Origin of the sequence: Buttiauxella sp. BIGb0552 (genome assembly GCF_004366275.1) — a bacterium.
Lineage (GTDB): Bacteria > Pseudomonadota > Gammaproteobacteria > Enterobacterales > Enterobacteriaceae > Buttiauxella > Buttiauxella gaviniae.
Genome location: NZ_SODY01000014.1, coordinates 11,138 through 26,353, shown reverse-complemented (window position 1 = coordinate 26,353; position 15,216 = coordinate 11,138). Strand labels below are relative to the sequence as shown.

Genomic DNA, 15,216 nt, shown 5'->3' with positions numbered 1-15,216 from the left:
TCAACCCTTAATTTCAGGATATTTGACTCTCATCGCCGCCGTTACTCTGTGATGTTGTTCACATGTTCCGTGTCGATGGAGGCGCATTATAGGGATCTCTTTTTATAGCACAACCCTTTTTTCGATCTTTTCTTCCGACTGATTAGTTTTCGCCCTTTTCGCTGCGATCATGTCCAATTCGCCTTGTTTTTGATGCTTTACCTCCTTGCCATCGGTTAAGAAAGCAGCCACAGTCTATCTACGAAGAGAACTTTCAGAGGTATTTATGTCTGCAGTATTACGTCCTTTTCAAAAAACCTATCCTGAAGTTGGCCAAAGAGTGATGCTTGATAGCTCAAGTGTTGTGATTGGTGATGTGCGAATTGCCGATGATGTGAGTATTTGGCCACTAGTTGCTATCCGTGGTGACGTTAACTATGTGGCTATTGGTGCTCGTAGCAATATTCAGGATGGGAGTGTGTTGCATGTAACGCATAAGTCTTCCTATAACCCGGAAGGCAATCCACTTAATATCGGTGAAGATGTGACTGTGGGACATAAGGTCATGCTGCACGGCTGCACGATCGGTAACCGCGTGCTCGTAGGAATGGGGTCGATTTTACTGGATGGTGTAGTAATAGAAGACGATGTAATGATCGGGGCAGGAAGTTTGGTGCCGCAAAATAAACGTCTTGAGAGCGGCTTCCTTTATCTGGGTAGCCCAGTGAAGCAGATCCGCCCTCTTACGGCTGAAGAACTGGAAGGCTTAAAATACTCAGCCAATAACTACGTTCGCTGGAAAGATGAGTACTTTGCTCAGGAAAGCCAGACGCAGCCTTGATTGTCATGTTCATCAGCTTCAATTAACGCCTCCGCTTCGTCTTCCAAATCCCAACGATTAAGACGAAAGAGCTCAAGCCATGATTCTTTATTATCGCCACCATAACGGCTGGCGATAGTTTCCCCGGTAATACTGCACATCACCTGAAAGCCATTTACTAATGCAGGAAAGCAGACCGCCAGAAGTTGATCGTCCCATTGCTCACGATCGGGAAACAGGATCGACTGGTTCACTGCGACATTTCCTGCTTTAGCTTCTCTATTACTGGCGCGACTTCTGGTAACACACCGTGCCACAGGAAAAAGGCATGTGCAGCCTGACCCACCAGCATTCCTAAACCATCAGCATAGTTTTGAACACCGTGTTTTTTGCACCAGTGTAAGAAAGGGGTTTCGCCCTTTTGGTAGAACATGTCGTAGCACTGAACATTGCGCGAAAGCAACGATGCTGGAATAGCAGGAATGTCACCAGCAATTCCGCTAGAGGTGGCATTAATAATAAGATCGAACTCATGCCCCTCCAGCTCAGACTGCTCTAACGCCTGAACACTGCCAGTGTGGCTAAATAGTAGTGCGAGATCCATGGCTCGAGAAAATGTACGGTTGGTTATCGTCACAGAACAATCAAGCGAAAGCAGAGGTAGTAAAACTCCCCGAGCCGCGCCACCCGCTCCCAACAACAAAATACGCCGACCTGGTTTGATCAACGATAAACGCTCCAGATCGGTTAAAAGACCAATCCCATCGGTGTTATCGCCGAGCAGGCGCCCATCGTCCAGGCGCTTAAGCGTATTAACCGCACCGGCTAATGCTGCGCGCTCTGACAGTTGATCAGCACGGGCGAATGCTTGCTCTTTAAAAGGAACCGTAATATTGGCGCCTTTACCGCCTGCCTGGAAAAATTGCTCAAGAGTTTCAATAAAAGCATCTACAGGTGCCAGCACACAGCCATATGGATGCTCTATTTTTAACTGCTCAGCAAACATCTGATGAATTTGCGGTGATTTGCTGTGCTGAATTGGGTTACCAAAAACGGCAAAGGTGTTCATTAATTACCCCTGGCGGAAAAGTTCGCCGGTCAAAGCATCACGAATTTCAGATGGATTCAACCTGCCTCCGGTATCGCCACGCAGAACCGGGAAGCCGTCACCAAATTGAGCCAAGACTTCATCAACCGTACGACAAGGTGGCAAACCAGATAAATTGGCACTGGTAGAAACCAAAGGTTTTCCAAAAACCAGGCATAAATCACGAACCAATGGATGATCAGTGACCCTCACGGCTAAGGAATCAAATCGACCCGTTAGCCAGCGCGGCGTTGAAGGAAGAGCAGGGAAAACAAAAGTCACAGGTCCTGGCCAACAAGAGAATACGGTTTCTCGCTGCATTTGCGAAAGCACGGAGCTATCTATATAAGGAACAAGTTGCTCGAAACTCGCAGCTATCAGGATAAGGCCTTTATCTACGGGACGATGTTTTAACTCTAGTAAACGCGTAACTGCCAGCTCACTGTCAGGATCACAACCGACGCCAAACACAGCTTCGGTTGGATATGCGATCACTTGTTGTTGTTTTAGGGCGGCAACGATCTCTTGGAGTTGCTCTGTTTGCAGGTTTGTCTTCACAAGCTTTATTCCACCGTTACCGGCTTTCCACATTGTTTGCTGGCACAGAATTGTTTCAATCCCTGTGCCGTTTTCTTTTCGATGATTAACGGATAGTGACACGCAGGGCATTCGCCTGCCACCGGTTTGCTATTAATGACGAATTGACAGGTCGGATAGCTATCGCATGACCAAAAGGTTTTACCAAATCGAGAACGTCTTTGGACTAATTTACCTTTCTGGCATTGCGGGCAATTGATTGCAGTTTCATCGGGTTTGTCGATAACTTCGGTGTGATCACAAGCTGGATAATTGCTACAACCAATGAACATGCCGAAACGCCCCTGGCGTAATACCAGATTTTCCTGGCATACAGGACAGTGTTGACCTTCAAGTACTTTAACCACATGGCCATCAGCCAGGCTTTTTAGCGGGCGAACATAATCACATTCCGGGTAATGAGAACAGCCAAGAAAAGGGCCGTGTTTACCAGAACGAATGACTAACCCTGCCCCACATTGGGGACAGGGTTCATTTTTAGGCACAGTGAACAGTGCTGATTTGGTCATAACATCTCATGCCGCGGCTTTAATTTAATGCAGCATACCTTCATTTACTTCGAAGAGTAATTCTTCCATTTGCTGATATGCATTTTCGCACCCCGGAATGTTGAACAGTACCATTAGCACCACCCACTTTAAGTCTTCCAGTTCGAACTCAGCGGTGTCTAACGCTAATACTCGTTCAATGACCATTTCACGGGTTTCGAGGTTCAGCACCTGAATCTGTTCCAGAAATAGTAAAAACCCCCGACAAGTTGCATCAAGTCGCTGGCATTCCTCTGCGGTATACATACGCATAGAAAGTGGATCAGCAGCTAGTTGCATGGGTTCAGTCAGACCTTCCTGATAGTCCGCCAACTTTTCAAGCCATACAAGAGCGTTATAAATGTCTTCGTGATCAAAACCAGCATCGGCGAGATCACGCGTCAATTTATCTTGATCAACTCGCATTTCCACTTCGTTGTGGATGTAGGTTTCAAATAAGTACATTAGTACGTCGAACATGGCATGCCCTCCTCAATCGGACATAGCCGCCGGGTACAGCTGCGATCCATCCTGCTAACTCCAGTTCGAGTAGCTGGGCTACCGTAACTGGCACAGGTTGGCCGGCACGTTCAGCGACGACGTCAACAGGTGTAACCTCATCTCCTACGTTAGCCAACAGCTCAGGAAATGGCAATGTTCGATCCCCTTCATTGTGTGAATATATTAAGGCCTTGGGGATAGAGGGAAGCCATTGCAGTTCATTTTCCAGATGCTCAAGTATGTCTGAGGGATGACTGACTAAAGTAGCGCCTTGCTTGATGAGCAAGTGGGGGCCTTCACTCCCTGGGCTGCCAATTGCTCCCGGTAATGCAAAAAGCTCCCGCCCTTGTTCAAGAGCATATCGTGCAGTCACCAAAGAGCCGCTGCGCTCACTTGCCTCCACGACAAAAACAGCCCGACTCAAGCCACTGATAATTCGATTTCTGCGTGGAAAATTACCCGGATATGGCGTGGTATTCAGTGGAAACTCAGAGATAATGGCACCACCCTCAGCAATAATCTGCTCACCCAATTGTTTATGGCGTTTAGGGTAAAGATTTGCCAGCCCGTTTCCTAAAACAGCTACTGTTTTTCCATGTACGTTTAATGCTGCGCGATGCGCTACAGCATCAATACCTAAAGCCAAACCACTCGTTATCGTTAATCCCGCAGTAGCTAATGGCTCACAAAACATTCGGCACCACCGTTCGCCATAAAGAGAAAGGTTACGATTACCGACTACGGCTAATTGGTTACTGGCAAGAAGCTCAATATCACCTGCAACAAATAGCGCTGCCGGGTAGCAATCTATTGCCCGCAACTGCTCGGGATAATTGGCACTATCGGCAGTAAGAAGATGGTGACGGGGTTGCTCAAGCCAGCAAAGTGAAGCTTCCAGCTCTTTTTCACTAAATTCCAGAAAATATGAAATCTGCAGGGTAGATAAGCCAGAGTTTGATAGATGAGTGACCGTGCATTCCGGCTCGTTTAGTAAGAAATGGGCAATTTTTAATAGCTTATCTCCACTGAGACTTTGAACAGCCATCAAGCGTAGCCATATCTCCTTTGGTGGCATATCTTCCTCCTGCCATAAGCTATAAAAGCAATCCTTGCGATTGGTCACTGATGCTGTCAATCAGGCGGGGAAATGTCTAGAATAGAGGTAATAATCTTTCTATCAATTGAACACAGCTCTGGATATTTATGTCAGTTTTGCAGGTATTACATTTTCCGGACGAGCGCCTTCGCACTGTGGCGGCTCCGGTCAAAGAGGTGAATGCTGAGATTCAGCGGATTGTCGATGATATGTTCGAGACAATGTACGCAGAGGAAGGTATTGGCCTTGCAGCAACACAGGTGGATATCCATCAACGTATCATTGTGATTGATGTTTCTGAAAACCGCGACGAACGCCTGGTTTTGATTAACCCTGAGTTGCTGGAGAAAAGCGGCAATACTGGTATCGAAGAGGGTTGCCTGTCCATTCCAGAACAACGTGCTCTTGTTCCGCGAGCGGAAAGAGTCAAAATCCGCGCTCTGGACCGTGAAGGTAAGCCATACGAACTGGAAGCGGATGGCCTGCTTGCCATTTGTATTCAACACGAGATGGATCACCTGGTTGGTAAACTCTTCGTTGATTACCTTTCGCCGTTGAAGCGTCAGCGTATTCGTCAGAAACTGGAAAAAATGGCTCGTCTGAATAAGAGCGCCTAATCCATCACACAAGGGAATAATGTGTCTGATTCACTGCGTATTATTTTCGCTGGCACTCCTGACTTCGCAGCGCGTCATCTTGACGCGCTGTTGTCTTCTCAGCACCAGGTAGTTGGCGTATTCACACAACCCGACAGGCCTGCTGGGCGTGGCAAAAAGTTAATGCCAAGCCCAGTTAAAGTACTGGCGACTGAAAGGGATATCCCTGTATTTCAACCAGCTTCTTTGCGTCCGGCCGAAAATCAGGAACTGGTTTCTAGTTTGAACGCCGATGTCATGGTGGTTGTAGCTTATGGTTTAATTCTGCCAAAAGCGGTTCTGGATATGCCACGCCTGGGATGTATTAATGTTCATGGCTCGCTGCTGCCACGCTGGCGTGGTGCAGCACCTATCCAGCGTTCGTTATGGGCTGGTGATGCCGAAACTGGCGTGACCATTATGCAAATGGACGTGGGCCTGGATACGGGCGATATGCTGGTGAAACTCTCCTGCCCAATTGAAGCCACTGATACCAGCGCAACGCTTTACGATAAGCTGGCAAACCTTGGCCCTCAAGGGTTACTGGAAACGTTAAACCAACTGGCTACAGGGCGTGCAACACCAGAAGTTCAGAGCGAGGAATTGGTCACGTACGCTGAGAAACTCAGCAAGGAAGAGGCGCGTATCGACTGGTCGCTATCTGCTGCACAACTCGAGCGTTGCATCCGCGCCTTTAACCCATGGCCAATGAGTTGGCTGGAAATTGACGGCCAACCCGTCAAAATTTGGCAAGCATCAGTAATCAATCAACTCACTGACGCAGCACCTGGAACCATCATTGAAACCAATAAACAGGGTATTCAGGTGGCAACCGGCGACGGGATTTTAAATCTGCAATCCCTTCAACCAGCAGGAAAGAAAGCGATGACTGCTCAGGATCTGCTGAACTCTCGCAGTGAATGGTTTAAGCCAGGTGCACTTCTCGCCTGAGAAAAGAAATCCTTTGCGCCCAGGTCAATCACCTGGGCATTTTTGTTTTTAAGCGCCGAAAAACCAGAGCGTACGTATGAAAAAAACATTAAATCTTCGCAGTATGGCCGCACAAACGATTGAACAAGTTGTGGAACAAGGTCAATCGCTCAGCAATGTCCTGCCTGCTATGCAACAAAAAGTCTCTGATAAAGATAGAGCACTGCTTCAGGAGCTTTGCTTTGGCGTATTACGCACTCTGCCTCAGCTGGAATGGTTGATTGGTAAGTTGATGTCTCGCCCGATGACGGGCAAGCAACGCACCATCCACTATCTGATTATGGTAGGTTTTTATCAGCTGCTTTACACCCGCATTCCTGCTCATGCCGCTCTGGCAGAAACAGTTGAAGGCGCAGTTGCTATCAAGAAGCAATCACTTAAGGGTTTGATTAACGGCGTATTACGCCAGTTCCAGCGTCAACAAGAAGAGCTGATGGCTGAAGCGGCTAAACATGAAAGCCGTTCCTTACACCCGAGCTGGTTACTGCAACGGCTGAAAAAAGCCTATCCGGGCCAATGGCAATCTATTGTCGATGCCAACAACCAGCGCCCTCCTATGTGGCTGCGTGTTAATCGCCAACACCATACTCGTGAAGAATGGATGGCGTTATTAGCAGAAAATGGGCTGGAAGGTCATGCTCATCCGCAATATCGCGATGCTGTGCGCCTGGAAACTCCTGCACCAGTTCATGCATTACCGGGTTTTGAAGACGGTTGGGTGACGGTTCAGGATGCCTCAGCGCAAGGTTGTGTTGATCTGCTGGATCCCCAAGATGGAGATGCGATCCTCGATTTGTGCGCAGCACCTGGCGGCAAAACCACTCATATACTTGAAGCTGCACCTAAAGCACGCGTGATGGCTGTCGACATTGATGAACAGCGCCTGAAGCGTGTGCACGAAAACTTGCAACGTTTGGGTATGAGTGCAGAGGTTAAATCAGGAGACGGGCGTTTCCCTGAGCAGTGGTGTGCTAATCAACAATTTGATCGCATTCTTCTTGATGCACCGTGTTCAGCCACGGGTGTTATTCGCCGCCATCCAGATATCAAATGGTTGCGTCGCGACAGAGACATCCCTGAATTAGCTGCACTACAAAAAGAAATTCTGGAAGCCATTTGGCCAAAACTGAAATCGGGTGGCACATTGGTTTACGCTACATGTTCTATCCTGCCGGAAGAAAACTATCTGCAAGTCGCGGCATTCCTGGCGCAGCATCCAGAGGCGAAACTGGTGGAAACAGGTACACCAGAAATACCTGGGATCCAGAATCTCCCTTCTCCGGAAGATGGTGATGGCTTCTTTTACGCTAAGCTAATTAAAAGCTGATTCAGGTTTGCTGAGTCTTAGGTTTCATCTCAAATGAAGCTATAAAAAATGAAAATAATCATTCTCGGTGCGGGCCAGGTCGGCGGCACACTGGCAGAAAACCTGGTAGGTGAAAACAACGACATTACTGTTGTTGATACCAATCAGGATCGTCTGCGCAGCTTGCAGGATAAGTTCGATTTACGCGTTGTGCAGGGTCACGGCTCGCATCCGCGCGTTTTGCGTGAAGCTGGCGCAGATGATGCCGATATGCTGGTCGCAGTAACCAGTTCTGATGAAACGAACATGATTGCCTGTCAGGTAGCATATTCGCTTTTTAATACTCCAAACCGAATCGCGCGAATTCGTGCACCTGATTACGTTCGTGATGCCGAGCGTTTATTCAATGCCGAAGCAGTGCCAATTGATCACCTTATCGCGCCGGAACAGCTGGTAATCGACAATATTTACCGACTGATTGAATACCCAGGCGCGCTTCAGGTAGTTAATTTTGCTGAAGGCAAAGTAAGCCTTGCCGTTGTGAAAGCCTATTACGGTGGCCCGTTAGTCGGAAATGCACTATCCACTATGCGCGAACATATGCCGCATATCGAGACACGCGTTGCCGCGATTTTCCGTCATGACCGTCCGATTCGCCCGCAAGGTTCGACTATCGTTGAAGCGGGAGATGAAGTCTTCTTCATTGCCGCCTCTCAACATATTCGGGCTGTAATGAGTGAGTTACAGCGCCTCGAAAAACCATATAAGCGAATTATGCTGGTAGGTGGCGGTAATATTGGTGCGGGTCTGGCACAACGTCTTGAAAAAGATTACAGCGTTAAACTTATCGAACGCGATCCGCAGCGTGCTGCCGAACTCGCCGAAATGCTGCAAAACACCATCGTATTCTATGGTGATGCATCGGACCAAGAGCTGTTAGCCGAAGAGCATATTGAACAAGTTGATTTGTTTATCGCTGTTACCAATGACGATGAAGCAAATATTATGTCCGCTATGTTGGCTAAACGTATGGGTGCCAAGAAAGTCATGGTTCTTATCCAACGTAAAGCCTACGTCGATTTGGTCCAGGGCAGCGTAATTGATATTGCAATTTCACCACAGCAAGCCACCATTTCAGCATTATTGGGCCATGTGCGTAAAGCCGATATCGTAGGGGTATCATCTCTACGTCGGGGAGTGGCTGAAGCAATCGAAGCGGTTGCCCATGGCGATGAAAGTACTTCACGCGTAGTGGGTCGTTCTATTGATGAAATAAAGCTTCCGCCAGGTACGATAATTGGTGCTGTAGTCAGGGGAAACGATGTCATGATCGCCAATGACAATTTACGTATAGAACAGGGCGACCATGTAATTATGTTCCTGACAGATAAGAAATTTGTGAGCGATGTGGAACGTCTATTCCAGCCAAGTCCTTTCTTCTTATAACCTTCAACGGGTAGATAAACATTCTACCCGTAATTCTCTTTACCCAATAAACCCTCTTAATATTAAGGCATTAGCGGGGATTCTTATTTCCTGATGTAATGGCAATCGGGTCATCATTTGTTAGACTTATTAACGTCAGCCGGTACAAGGAGAGAAAAATGAGCATGTTAAAAGAATTCCGTGAATTTGCGATGCGCGGAAATGTTGTGGATTTGGCAGTAGGTGTAATTATTGGGGCCGCATTCGGGAAAATTGTTTCATCACTAGTTGCGGATATTATTATGCCGCCACTTGGTTTGTTAATTGGCGGCGTAGATTTTAAACAGTTCGCCTTAACATTAAGACCTGCTGCGGGTGATATTCCAGCAGTAGTGATGCATTACGGCGTATTTATTCAGAATATCTTTGATTTCGTGATTGTTGCCTTCGCGATTTTCCTTGCGATCAAAGCGATGAACAAACTGAACCGTAAGAAAGTAGAAGAACCTGCAGCACCACCGGCACCAACCAAAGAAGAAGTATTACTCAGCGAAATTCGCGATCTGCTGAAACAGCAGAACGAACGAATCTGAATGTGTTAGTGAAAAAAGGAAGGCCAGTGGTAAAAAAGCGATTTGCTTGTTTGCCACTGGCCTCCCAGTTACCTCGTTTGCCATGTTTTGTATTACGTTGGTAACTCCCTTTACCTTTCTTATTCTGCTCAACTCTTTGACGAAATAGTGGGTCGTGTAGCAAAGCCTCAATGGCATTATCTTTGATGATCCCTTTCTGATGTTGATACTTGCTCATACAAACTCCAGATTGATTAAAATAACGGCACGATTTTATGCCTCTATCTGACAAATCACAATTTATTCTTTTCGCTGGCTAGCCCCCTGCTCCAGCGCTTCAAGGATTGAACAATATGCGCTGCTGTGGGCAGTACCACAACATGCATCATTTAATCTCTGTAACGATCGCTGCATGTGCTGAAGCTCTTTAATTTTAGACTCAACTTCTGTGAGTCTCGATTGCACGATGCTTTTTGATTCCTGACAGGTGTGATGTTCAGGATCGATACGGATCGACAGCAGTTCACGGATAGTTTCCAGCGTAAAACCTAACTGCTTTGCATAACGAATAAACTTCAGGCGCTGCAAATCACTTTCACTATAAAGCCGAAACCCTCCTTCAGTTCTAACTTCATGATCCATCATTTGCTGCTTTTCATAATAGCGGATGGTATCGGGTGTCACATCTGCCAGTCTGGCCAACTCTCCAATACGAAACATGATCATTCCTCATCAAATTTATGAAGCAATCTATCAGCATACTCTCCATGTAGAAAATCAGTACTCATTCCTGCATTCTGAAGTTTGAAGTTTGAACTCAAGTAATAGCAATTTCTTACTGGTAGCTACGTATTCTGGATGGCAATGATCTATCGATCTGAGCAAATCATTCAACTCAATTGCATCCTTACGCAGTTGAAGCTCAGGAGGCAAGCAGCCGGAATTTTTCATTAGACGCCAAGCCGCCCGCAATTCCAGTGGGGTATATGAATCATCATCGAGTTCGAGAGGTTTCCCTGACCCAGGCAATGAATCAAACTCACCTTTGCGTTGTGGAGGTTCTGCCCATTGATCAAATAACCACTTAATCAACTCTGCAAAAACTGGGGATATAACAAAGATATGCTTTTAAAGCACGGGAGGGCGAATTTCAGATATAAAAAAACCGGGCAAGCCCGGTTTTTTCACGTTACTACAGATTACTCTGCAGCAGCTTCTGTTTGAGACTCGGCGCGATCAACAAGCTCGATGTAAGCCATCGGAGCATTGTCACCTGCACGGAAGCCACACTTAAGAATGCGAGTGTAACCACCAGTACGGGCTGCGAAACGCGGACCCAGTTCGTTAAACAGTTTTGCCACGATCTCGTTATCACGAGTACGGGCGAATGCCAGACGACGATTAGCAACGCTATCAGTCTTGGCAAGAGTAATCAGCGGCTCAACTACGCGACGCAGCTCTTTCGCTTTAGGCAGAGTCGTCTTGATGATCTCATGACGAACCAGTGAACCTGCCATATTGCGGAACATAGCCTGGCGATGGCTGCTGTTGCGGTTCAGTTGACGACCACTCTTACGATGGCGCATGACCTTATCCTTCTCAGTAAAACCTTAACCTGTGATCCGGTTACTCGTCAGCGATGCTTGCCGGTGGCCAGTTTTCCAGGCGCATGCCCAGAGACAAACCACGGGAAGCCAGCACGTCTTTAATCTCGGTAAGAGATTTTTTACCCAAGTTAGGCGTTTTGAGCAGCTCAACTTCGGTACGCTGTACCAGATCACCGATATAGTGGATAGCTTCTGCCTTAAGGCAGTTAGCAGAGCGGACAGTCAATTCCAGATCGTCAACAGGGCGCAGCAGGATCGGATCGAACTCTGGTTTCTCTTCTTTAACTTCTGGTTGACGAACATCACGTAAGTCAACGAAAGCTTCAAGTTGTTCAGCCAGAATGGTTGCCGCACGACGAATCGCCTCTTCAGGATCGATTGTACCGTTGGTTTCCATTTCGATGACCAGCTTATCCAAGTCAGTACGCTGTTCTACACGCGCAGCTTCAACATTGTAGGCAATTCGCTCTACAGGGCTGTAGCAGGCGTCGACCAGCAGACGACCAATTGGGCGCTCATCTTCTTCCGAATGAATTCGGGCAGAGGCCGGCACATAACCGCGACCGCGCTGAACTTTGATACGCATACTAATAGATGCGTTCTCATCAGTCAGGTGGCAGATCACATGTTGCGGCTTGACGATTTCGACATCACCATCATGGGTGATATCGGCTGCAGTCACAGGGCCAATGCCAGACTTATTCAGAGTAAGAATAACATCATCTTTACCTTGAACTCTCACCGCCAGCCCTTTCAGGTTGAGCAGGATTTCCAGGATATCCTCCTGAACGCCTTCTTTGGTGCTGTACTCGTGTAGTACACCATCAATCTCAACCTCTGTCACCGCGCAACCCGGCATCGATGAGAGCAGAATACGGCGCAGTGCATTACCAAGAGTATGGCCAAAGCCACGCTCTAAAGGCTCAAGGGTCACCTTGGCGTGCGTCGAACTCACTTGCTCGATATCTACCAGGCGCGGTTTTAGAAACTCTGTCACAGAACCCTGCATTGTGTCCTCTCTTTGGTACTAAGCTTTACTTGGAGTAAAGCTCGACGATCAGGTGTTCGTTAATGTCCGCAGACAGATCAGTACGCTCAGGCTTACGCTTGAACACACCTTCCATCTTAGCAGCATCAACTTCCAGCCAGGTTGGCTTTTCACGCTGTTCAGCCAGCTCCAGAGCGGCCTTCACGCGAGATTGCTTTTTGGCTTTCTCACGGATGCTAACTACGTCATTCGGAGTTACCTGATAAGAAGCGATGTTAACAACGCGACCATTTACCATAACTGCTTTATGGCTAACTAACTGACGTGATTCTGCACGAGTAGCGCCAAAGCCCATACGGTAGACAACGTTGTCCAGACGACCTTCAAGCAGAACCAACAGGTTTTCACCGGTGTTGCCTTTCAGACGTGCTGCTTCTTTATAGTAGTTACGGAACTGACGCTCCAGAACACCGAACATGCGGCGAACTTTTTGCTTTTCACGCAACTGCACACCATAGTCAGACAGACGCGGTTTACGCGCACCGTGCTGGCCAGGAGCTTGTTCAATTTTACACTTGGTATCGATCGCGCGAACACCAGACTTCAGGAACAGGTCTGTGCCCTCGCGACGGCTCAGCTTGAGCTTAGGACCCAAATATCTTGCCATTTTCTTTCTCCAACATTCCTAAAAACGAGCGTTATACGCGACGTTTTTTCGGCGGACGACAACCGTTGTGAGGGATCGGAGTCACATCAGTAATATTAGTGATGCGGAAACCAGCGGCGTTCAGAGCACGAATAGTAGATTCGCGGCCTGGACCCGGTCCCTTAACCATAACTTCAAGGTTCTTGATACCGTATTCTTTCACAGCTTCTGCGCAACGCTCTGCTGCAACCTGAGCTGCGAACGGAGTGGACTTGCGAGAGCCACGGAAACCGGAACCACCGGCAGTTGCCCAACCCAATGCATTACCCTGACGATCAGTAATAGTAACGATTGTGTTGTTGAAAGAAGCATGGACATGAGCCACGCCGTCAGAGACTTGTTTTCTTACACGCTTACGTGCACGAACTGGTGCCTTTGCCATTATTCAATCACCCCGATTATTTCTTGATCGGTTTGCGCGGACCCTTACGGGTACGTGCGTTGGTCTTCGTACGCTGACCGCGTACTGGCAGACCACGACGATGACGCAAACCGCGATAGCAACCAAGGTCCATCAGACGCTTGATGCTCATACTCACTTCACGGCGTAGATCACCTTCAACGACAAATTTGGCAACTTCGTCACGCAGCGTGTCGATTTGTTCTTCAGACAGCTCTCTGATCTTAACATCTTCAGCGATACCCGCCGCAGCACAAATGGCCTTTGAACGAGTCTTGCCTACACCGTAGATCGAAGTTAAAGCGATCACGGTATGTTTTTGATCAGGAATGTTAATGCCTGCTATACGGGCCACTATGCACTCCTACTATTTAGATTATGCGTCCCATACCGAAAAGCCCGTTTTCAGGATACTCAAATGGAAACGCATAGACATACAAAAGATTGGCTGGCTAATCTAGCCAGCTCAACCCAACTTTGCAAGAAAAATATACGAGATAATCAGCCTTGACGCTGTTTATGCTTCGGTTCGGCGCTGCAAATCACGCGAATAACACCGTCACGCTTAACGATTTTGCAGTTACGACATAATTTCTTGACGGAAGCACGAACTTTCATTTTTACTCTCCGTAACTTCTCAAGCGACTATTAACGGCCGTAGCCTTTCAGATTCGCTTTCTTCAATGCAGACTCGTACTGACTAGACATCATCAGAGTTTGCACTTGAGCCATAAAGTCCATGATAACCACGACAACAATGAGCAGCGAGGTTCCACCGAAGTAGAAAGGCACTTTCATTGCGTCACGCATGAACTCCGGGATTAGGCAGATAAAGGTAATGTACAACGCACCAACCAAGGTCAGGCGGGTCATCACTTTATCAATATACTTCGCCGTTTGTTCTCCCGGACGAATTCCTGGTACAAATGCACCGGACTTCTTCAGGTTATCTGCTGTTTCACGTGGGTTGAAAACCAACGCTGTGTAGAAGAAACAGAAGAAGATGATTGCAGACGCATAGAGTAACACATAAAGCGGTTGCCCAGGCTGCAAATACAGCGAAATTGTAGTCAGCCAGTTCCAACCGGTACCACCCCCAAACCACGATGCAATCGTTGCCGGGAACAGAATAATACTGGAAGCAAAAATTGCTGGAATAACACCAGCCATATTCACTTTCAGCGGTAAATGCGTGCTCTGCGCAGCATAGACACGACGACCCTGTTGACGTTTTGCGTAGTTTACCACAATGCGGCGTTGACCACGTTCAACAAAAACAACGAAGAAGGTCACTGCGAATACTAGTACTGCAACCAACAGCAACAGAAGGAAGTGCAGGTCGCCTTGCCTTGCTTGTTCGATAGTATGGCCAACGGCCGGCGGCAAACCCGCAACAATACCAGCGAAGATTATGATTGAGATACCGTTTCCGATACCACGTTCAGTAATCTGTTCACCTAGCCACATAAGGAACATAGTTCCCGTGACAAGGCTCACAACAGCTGTGAAGTAGAATGCAAAGCCTGGGTTTAACACCAAGCCTTGCATACCAGGCATATTCGGTAAACCGGTAGCAATACCGATTGACTGGAATATTGCCAGCACCAGGGTGCCGTAACGGGTGTACTGGCTGATCTTACGACGACCAGACTCCCCTTCTTTCTTCAACTCTGCTAACGCTGGATGAACCACCGTTAGAAGTTGGATAATAATCGATGCCGAAATATACGGCATGATACCCAATGCAAAGATAGAAGCACGGCTGAGAGCACCACCAGAGAACATGTTAAACATTTCAATGATAGTGCCTCGCTGTTGCTCAAGCAGTTTGGCAAGTACAGCGGCATCAATACCAGGGATCGGAATAAAAGAGCCAATACGGAACACAATCAGCGCACCGATAACAAACATCAGTCTGCGTTTCAGCTCGCCAAACCCGCCTTTAGCACTTTGAAAATCTAATCCCGGTTGCTTTGCCAT

General features: G+C 47.6%; 21 protein-coding genes and 1 pseudogene. 6 read left to right on the top strand and 16 right to left on the bottom strand.

All coding sequences use genetic code 11. The features are described 5' to 3' along the window. Window positions 1–265 precede the first annotated feature (265 nt). Window positions 266–820: a gamma carbonic anhydrase family protein gene (locus tag EDF88_RS24490; RefSeq protein WP_134187865.1), complete on the top strand. Its 555-nt coding sequence runs from the start codon at window positions 266–268 to the stop codon at window positions 818–820. Here EDF88_RS24490 and EDF88_RS24485 read toward each other — a convergent pair. Genes EDF88_RS24485 through dprA form a run of 6 tightly spaced genes read right to left on the bottom strand, consistent with a single transcriptional unit; the run spans window position 796 to window position 4,586 of the window. Then, a complete protein-coding gene (locus EDF88_RS24485; protein ID WP_134187863.1) occupies window positions 796–1,053 on the bottom strand; it encodes a DUF1488 domain-containing protein in 258 nt (85 codons plus the stop codon). The genes EDF88_RS24490 and EDF88_RS24485 overlap by 25 nt on opposite strands. After that, complete coding sequence (aroE, locus tag EDF88_RS24480) at window positions 1,050–1,868, bottom strand: shikimate dehydrogenase (protein WP_134187861.1); 819 nt, start codon at window positions 1,866–1,868, stop codon at window positions 1,050–1,052. Before aroE ends, EDF88_RS24485 begins: the two co-directional genes overlap by 4 nt. Before the next feature lie 3 nt (window positions 1,869–1,871). Continuing rightward, window positions 1,872–2,444 (bottom strand): L-threonylcarbamoyladenylate synthase type 1 TsaC, encoded by a 573-nt coding sequence (gene tsaC / locus EDF88_RS24475; protein ID WP_243839661.1) that lies wholly within the window; start codon window positions 2,442–2,444, stop codon window positions 1,872–1,874. Between the two features lie 5 nt (window positions 2,445–2,449). Further along, window positions 2,450–2,992, bottom strand: a complete 543-nt coding sequence (locus EDF88_RS24470; RefSeq protein WP_064514231.1) for a topoisomerase DNA-binding C4 zinc finger domain-containing protein — start codon at window positions 2,990–2,992, stop codon at window positions 2,450–2,452. A gap of 24 nt (window positions 2,993–3,016) precedes the next feature. Next, window positions 3,017–3,490, bottom strand: coding sequence for a DUF494 family protein Smg (gene smg / locus EDF88_RS24465; RefSeq protein WP_064514233.1), 474 nt, complete (start codon window positions 3,488–3,490; stop codon window positions 3,017–3,019). Continuing rightward, a complete protein-coding gene (dprA, locus tag EDF88_RS24460; RefSeq protein ID WP_134187859.1) occupies window positions 3,462–4,586 on the bottom strand; it encodes a DNA-protecting protein DprA in 1,125 nt (374 codons plus the stop codon). Before dprA ends, smg begins: the two co-directional genes overlap by 29 nt. Window positions 4,587–4,714: 128 nt before the next feature. Here dprA and def point away from each other — a divergent pair, with 128 nt between their 5' ends. The 5 genes from def (at window position 4,715) to mscL (ending at window position 9,556) form a co-directional block, all read left to right on the top strand. After that, window positions 4,715–5,224 (top strand): peptide deformylase, encoded by a 510-nt coding sequence (gene def, locus EDF88_RS24455; RefSeq protein WP_134187858.1) that lies wholly within the window; start codon window positions 4,715–4,717, stop codon window positions 5,222–5,224. A 21-nt stretch (window positions 5,225–5,245) separates the two neighbouring features. Further along, window positions 5,246–6,193 (top strand): methionyl-tRNA formyltransferase, encoded by a 948-nt coding sequence (gene fmt, locus EDF88_RS24450; RefSeq protein ID WP_134187856.1) that lies wholly within the window; start codon window positions 5,246–5,248, stop codon window positions 6,191–6,193. A 76-nt stretch (window positions 6,194–6,269) separates the two neighbouring features. Then, window positions 6,270–7,559: a 16S rRNA (cytosine(967)-C(5))-methyltransferase RsmB gene (gene rsmB / locus EDF88_RS24445; RefSeq protein WP_134187854.1), complete on the top strand. Its 1,290-nt coding sequence runs from the start codon at window positions 6,270–6,272 to the stop codon at window positions 7,557–7,559. 48 nt (window positions 7,560–7,607) lie between these two features. Then, entirely contained in the window at window positions 7,608–8,984 is a 1,377-nt protein-coding gene (gene trkA / locus EDF88_RS24440; protein WP_034461757.1) for a Trk system potassium transporter TrkA, read from the top strand. A 158-nt stretch (window positions 8,985–9,142) separates the two neighbouring features. Then, window positions 9,143–9,556, top strand: a complete 414-nt coding sequence (mscL, locus tag EDF88_RS24435; protein ID WP_064514243.1) for a large-conductance mechanosensitive channel protein MscL — start codon at window positions 9,143–9,145, stop codon at window positions 9,554–9,556. On the opposite strand, the gene EDF88_RS24430 is transcribed toward mscL, so the two are convergent. The 10 genes and pseudogenes from EDF88_RS24430 to secY all read right to left on the bottom strand — a co-directional run bounded on the left by EDF88_RS24430 (window position 9,510) and on the right by secY (window position 15,216). Continuing rightward, on the bottom strand, window positions 9,510–9,773 hold the full coding sequence (locus EDF88_RS24430) for an alternative ribosome-rescue factor A (protein ID WP_134187852.1): 264 nt from the start codon (window positions 9,771–9,773) through the stop codon (window positions 9,510–9,512). The genes mscL and EDF88_RS24430 overlap by 47 nt on opposite strands. A gap of 62 nt (window positions 9,774–9,835) precedes the next feature. Further along, window positions 9,836–10,255: a Zn(2+)-responsive transcriptional regulator gene (zntR, locus tag EDF88_RS24425; protein WP_064514245.1), complete on the bottom strand. Its 420-nt coding sequence runs from the start codon at window positions 10,253–10,255 to the stop codon at window positions 9,836–9,838. 2 nt (window positions 10,256–10,257) lie between these two features. Next, window positions 10,258–10,624 (bottom strand): annotated as a pseudogene (locus EDF88_RS24420) (DnaJ family domain-containing protein). Between the two features lie 110 nt (window positions 10,625–10,734). Continuing rightward, window positions 10,735–11,121 carry a 50S ribosomal protein L17 gene (rplQ, locus tag EDF88_RS24415; protein WP_034461760.1) on the bottom strand — a complete coding sequence of 129 codons (387 nt, stop codon included), beginning with the start codon at window positions 11,119–11,121 and terminating at the stop codon, window positions 10,735–10,737. A gap of 40 nt (window positions 11,122–11,161) precedes the next feature. Next, window positions 11,162–12,151, bottom strand: coding sequence for a DNA-directed RNA polymerase subunit alpha (gene rpoA, locus EDF88_RS24410; protein ID WP_034461761.1), 990 nt, complete (start codon window positions 12,149–12,151; stop codon window positions 11,162–11,164). A gap of 25 nt (window positions 12,152–12,176) precedes the next feature. Continuing rightward, complete coding sequence (rpsD, locus tag EDF88_RS24405; protein WP_064514247.1) at window positions 12,177–12,797, bottom strand: 30S ribosomal protein S4; 621 nt, start codon at window positions 12,795–12,797, stop codon at window positions 12,177–12,179. Between the two features lie 31 nt (window positions 12,798–12,828). Then, window positions 12,829–13,218, bottom strand: a complete 390-nt coding sequence (gene rpsK / locus EDF88_RS24400; protein ID WP_004138423.1) for a 30S ribosomal protein S11 — start codon at window positions 13,216–13,218, stop codon at window positions 12,829–12,831. Window positions 13,219–13,234: 16 nt separating this feature from the next. Further along, complete coding sequence (gene rpsM, locus EDF88_RS24395) at window positions 13,235–13,591, bottom strand: 30S ribosomal protein S13 (RefSeq protein ID WP_034461763.1); 357 nt, start codon at window positions 13,589–13,591, stop codon at window positions 13,235–13,237. 146 nt (window positions 13,592–13,737) lie between these two features. Beyond that, window positions 13,738–13,854 (bottom strand): 50S ribosomal protein L36, encoded by a 117-nt coding sequence (gene rpmJ / locus EDF88_RS24390; RefSeq protein WP_000868187.1) that lies wholly within the window; start codon window positions 13,852–13,854, stop codon window positions 13,738–13,740. A 30-nt stretch (window positions 13,855–13,884) separates the two neighbouring features. Further along, window positions 13,885–15,216 (bottom strand): preprotein translocase subunit SecY, encoded by a 1,332-nt coding sequence (secY, locus tag EDF88_RS24385; protein ID WP_034461764.1) that lies wholly within the window; start codon window positions 15,214–15,216, stop codon window positions 13,885–13,887.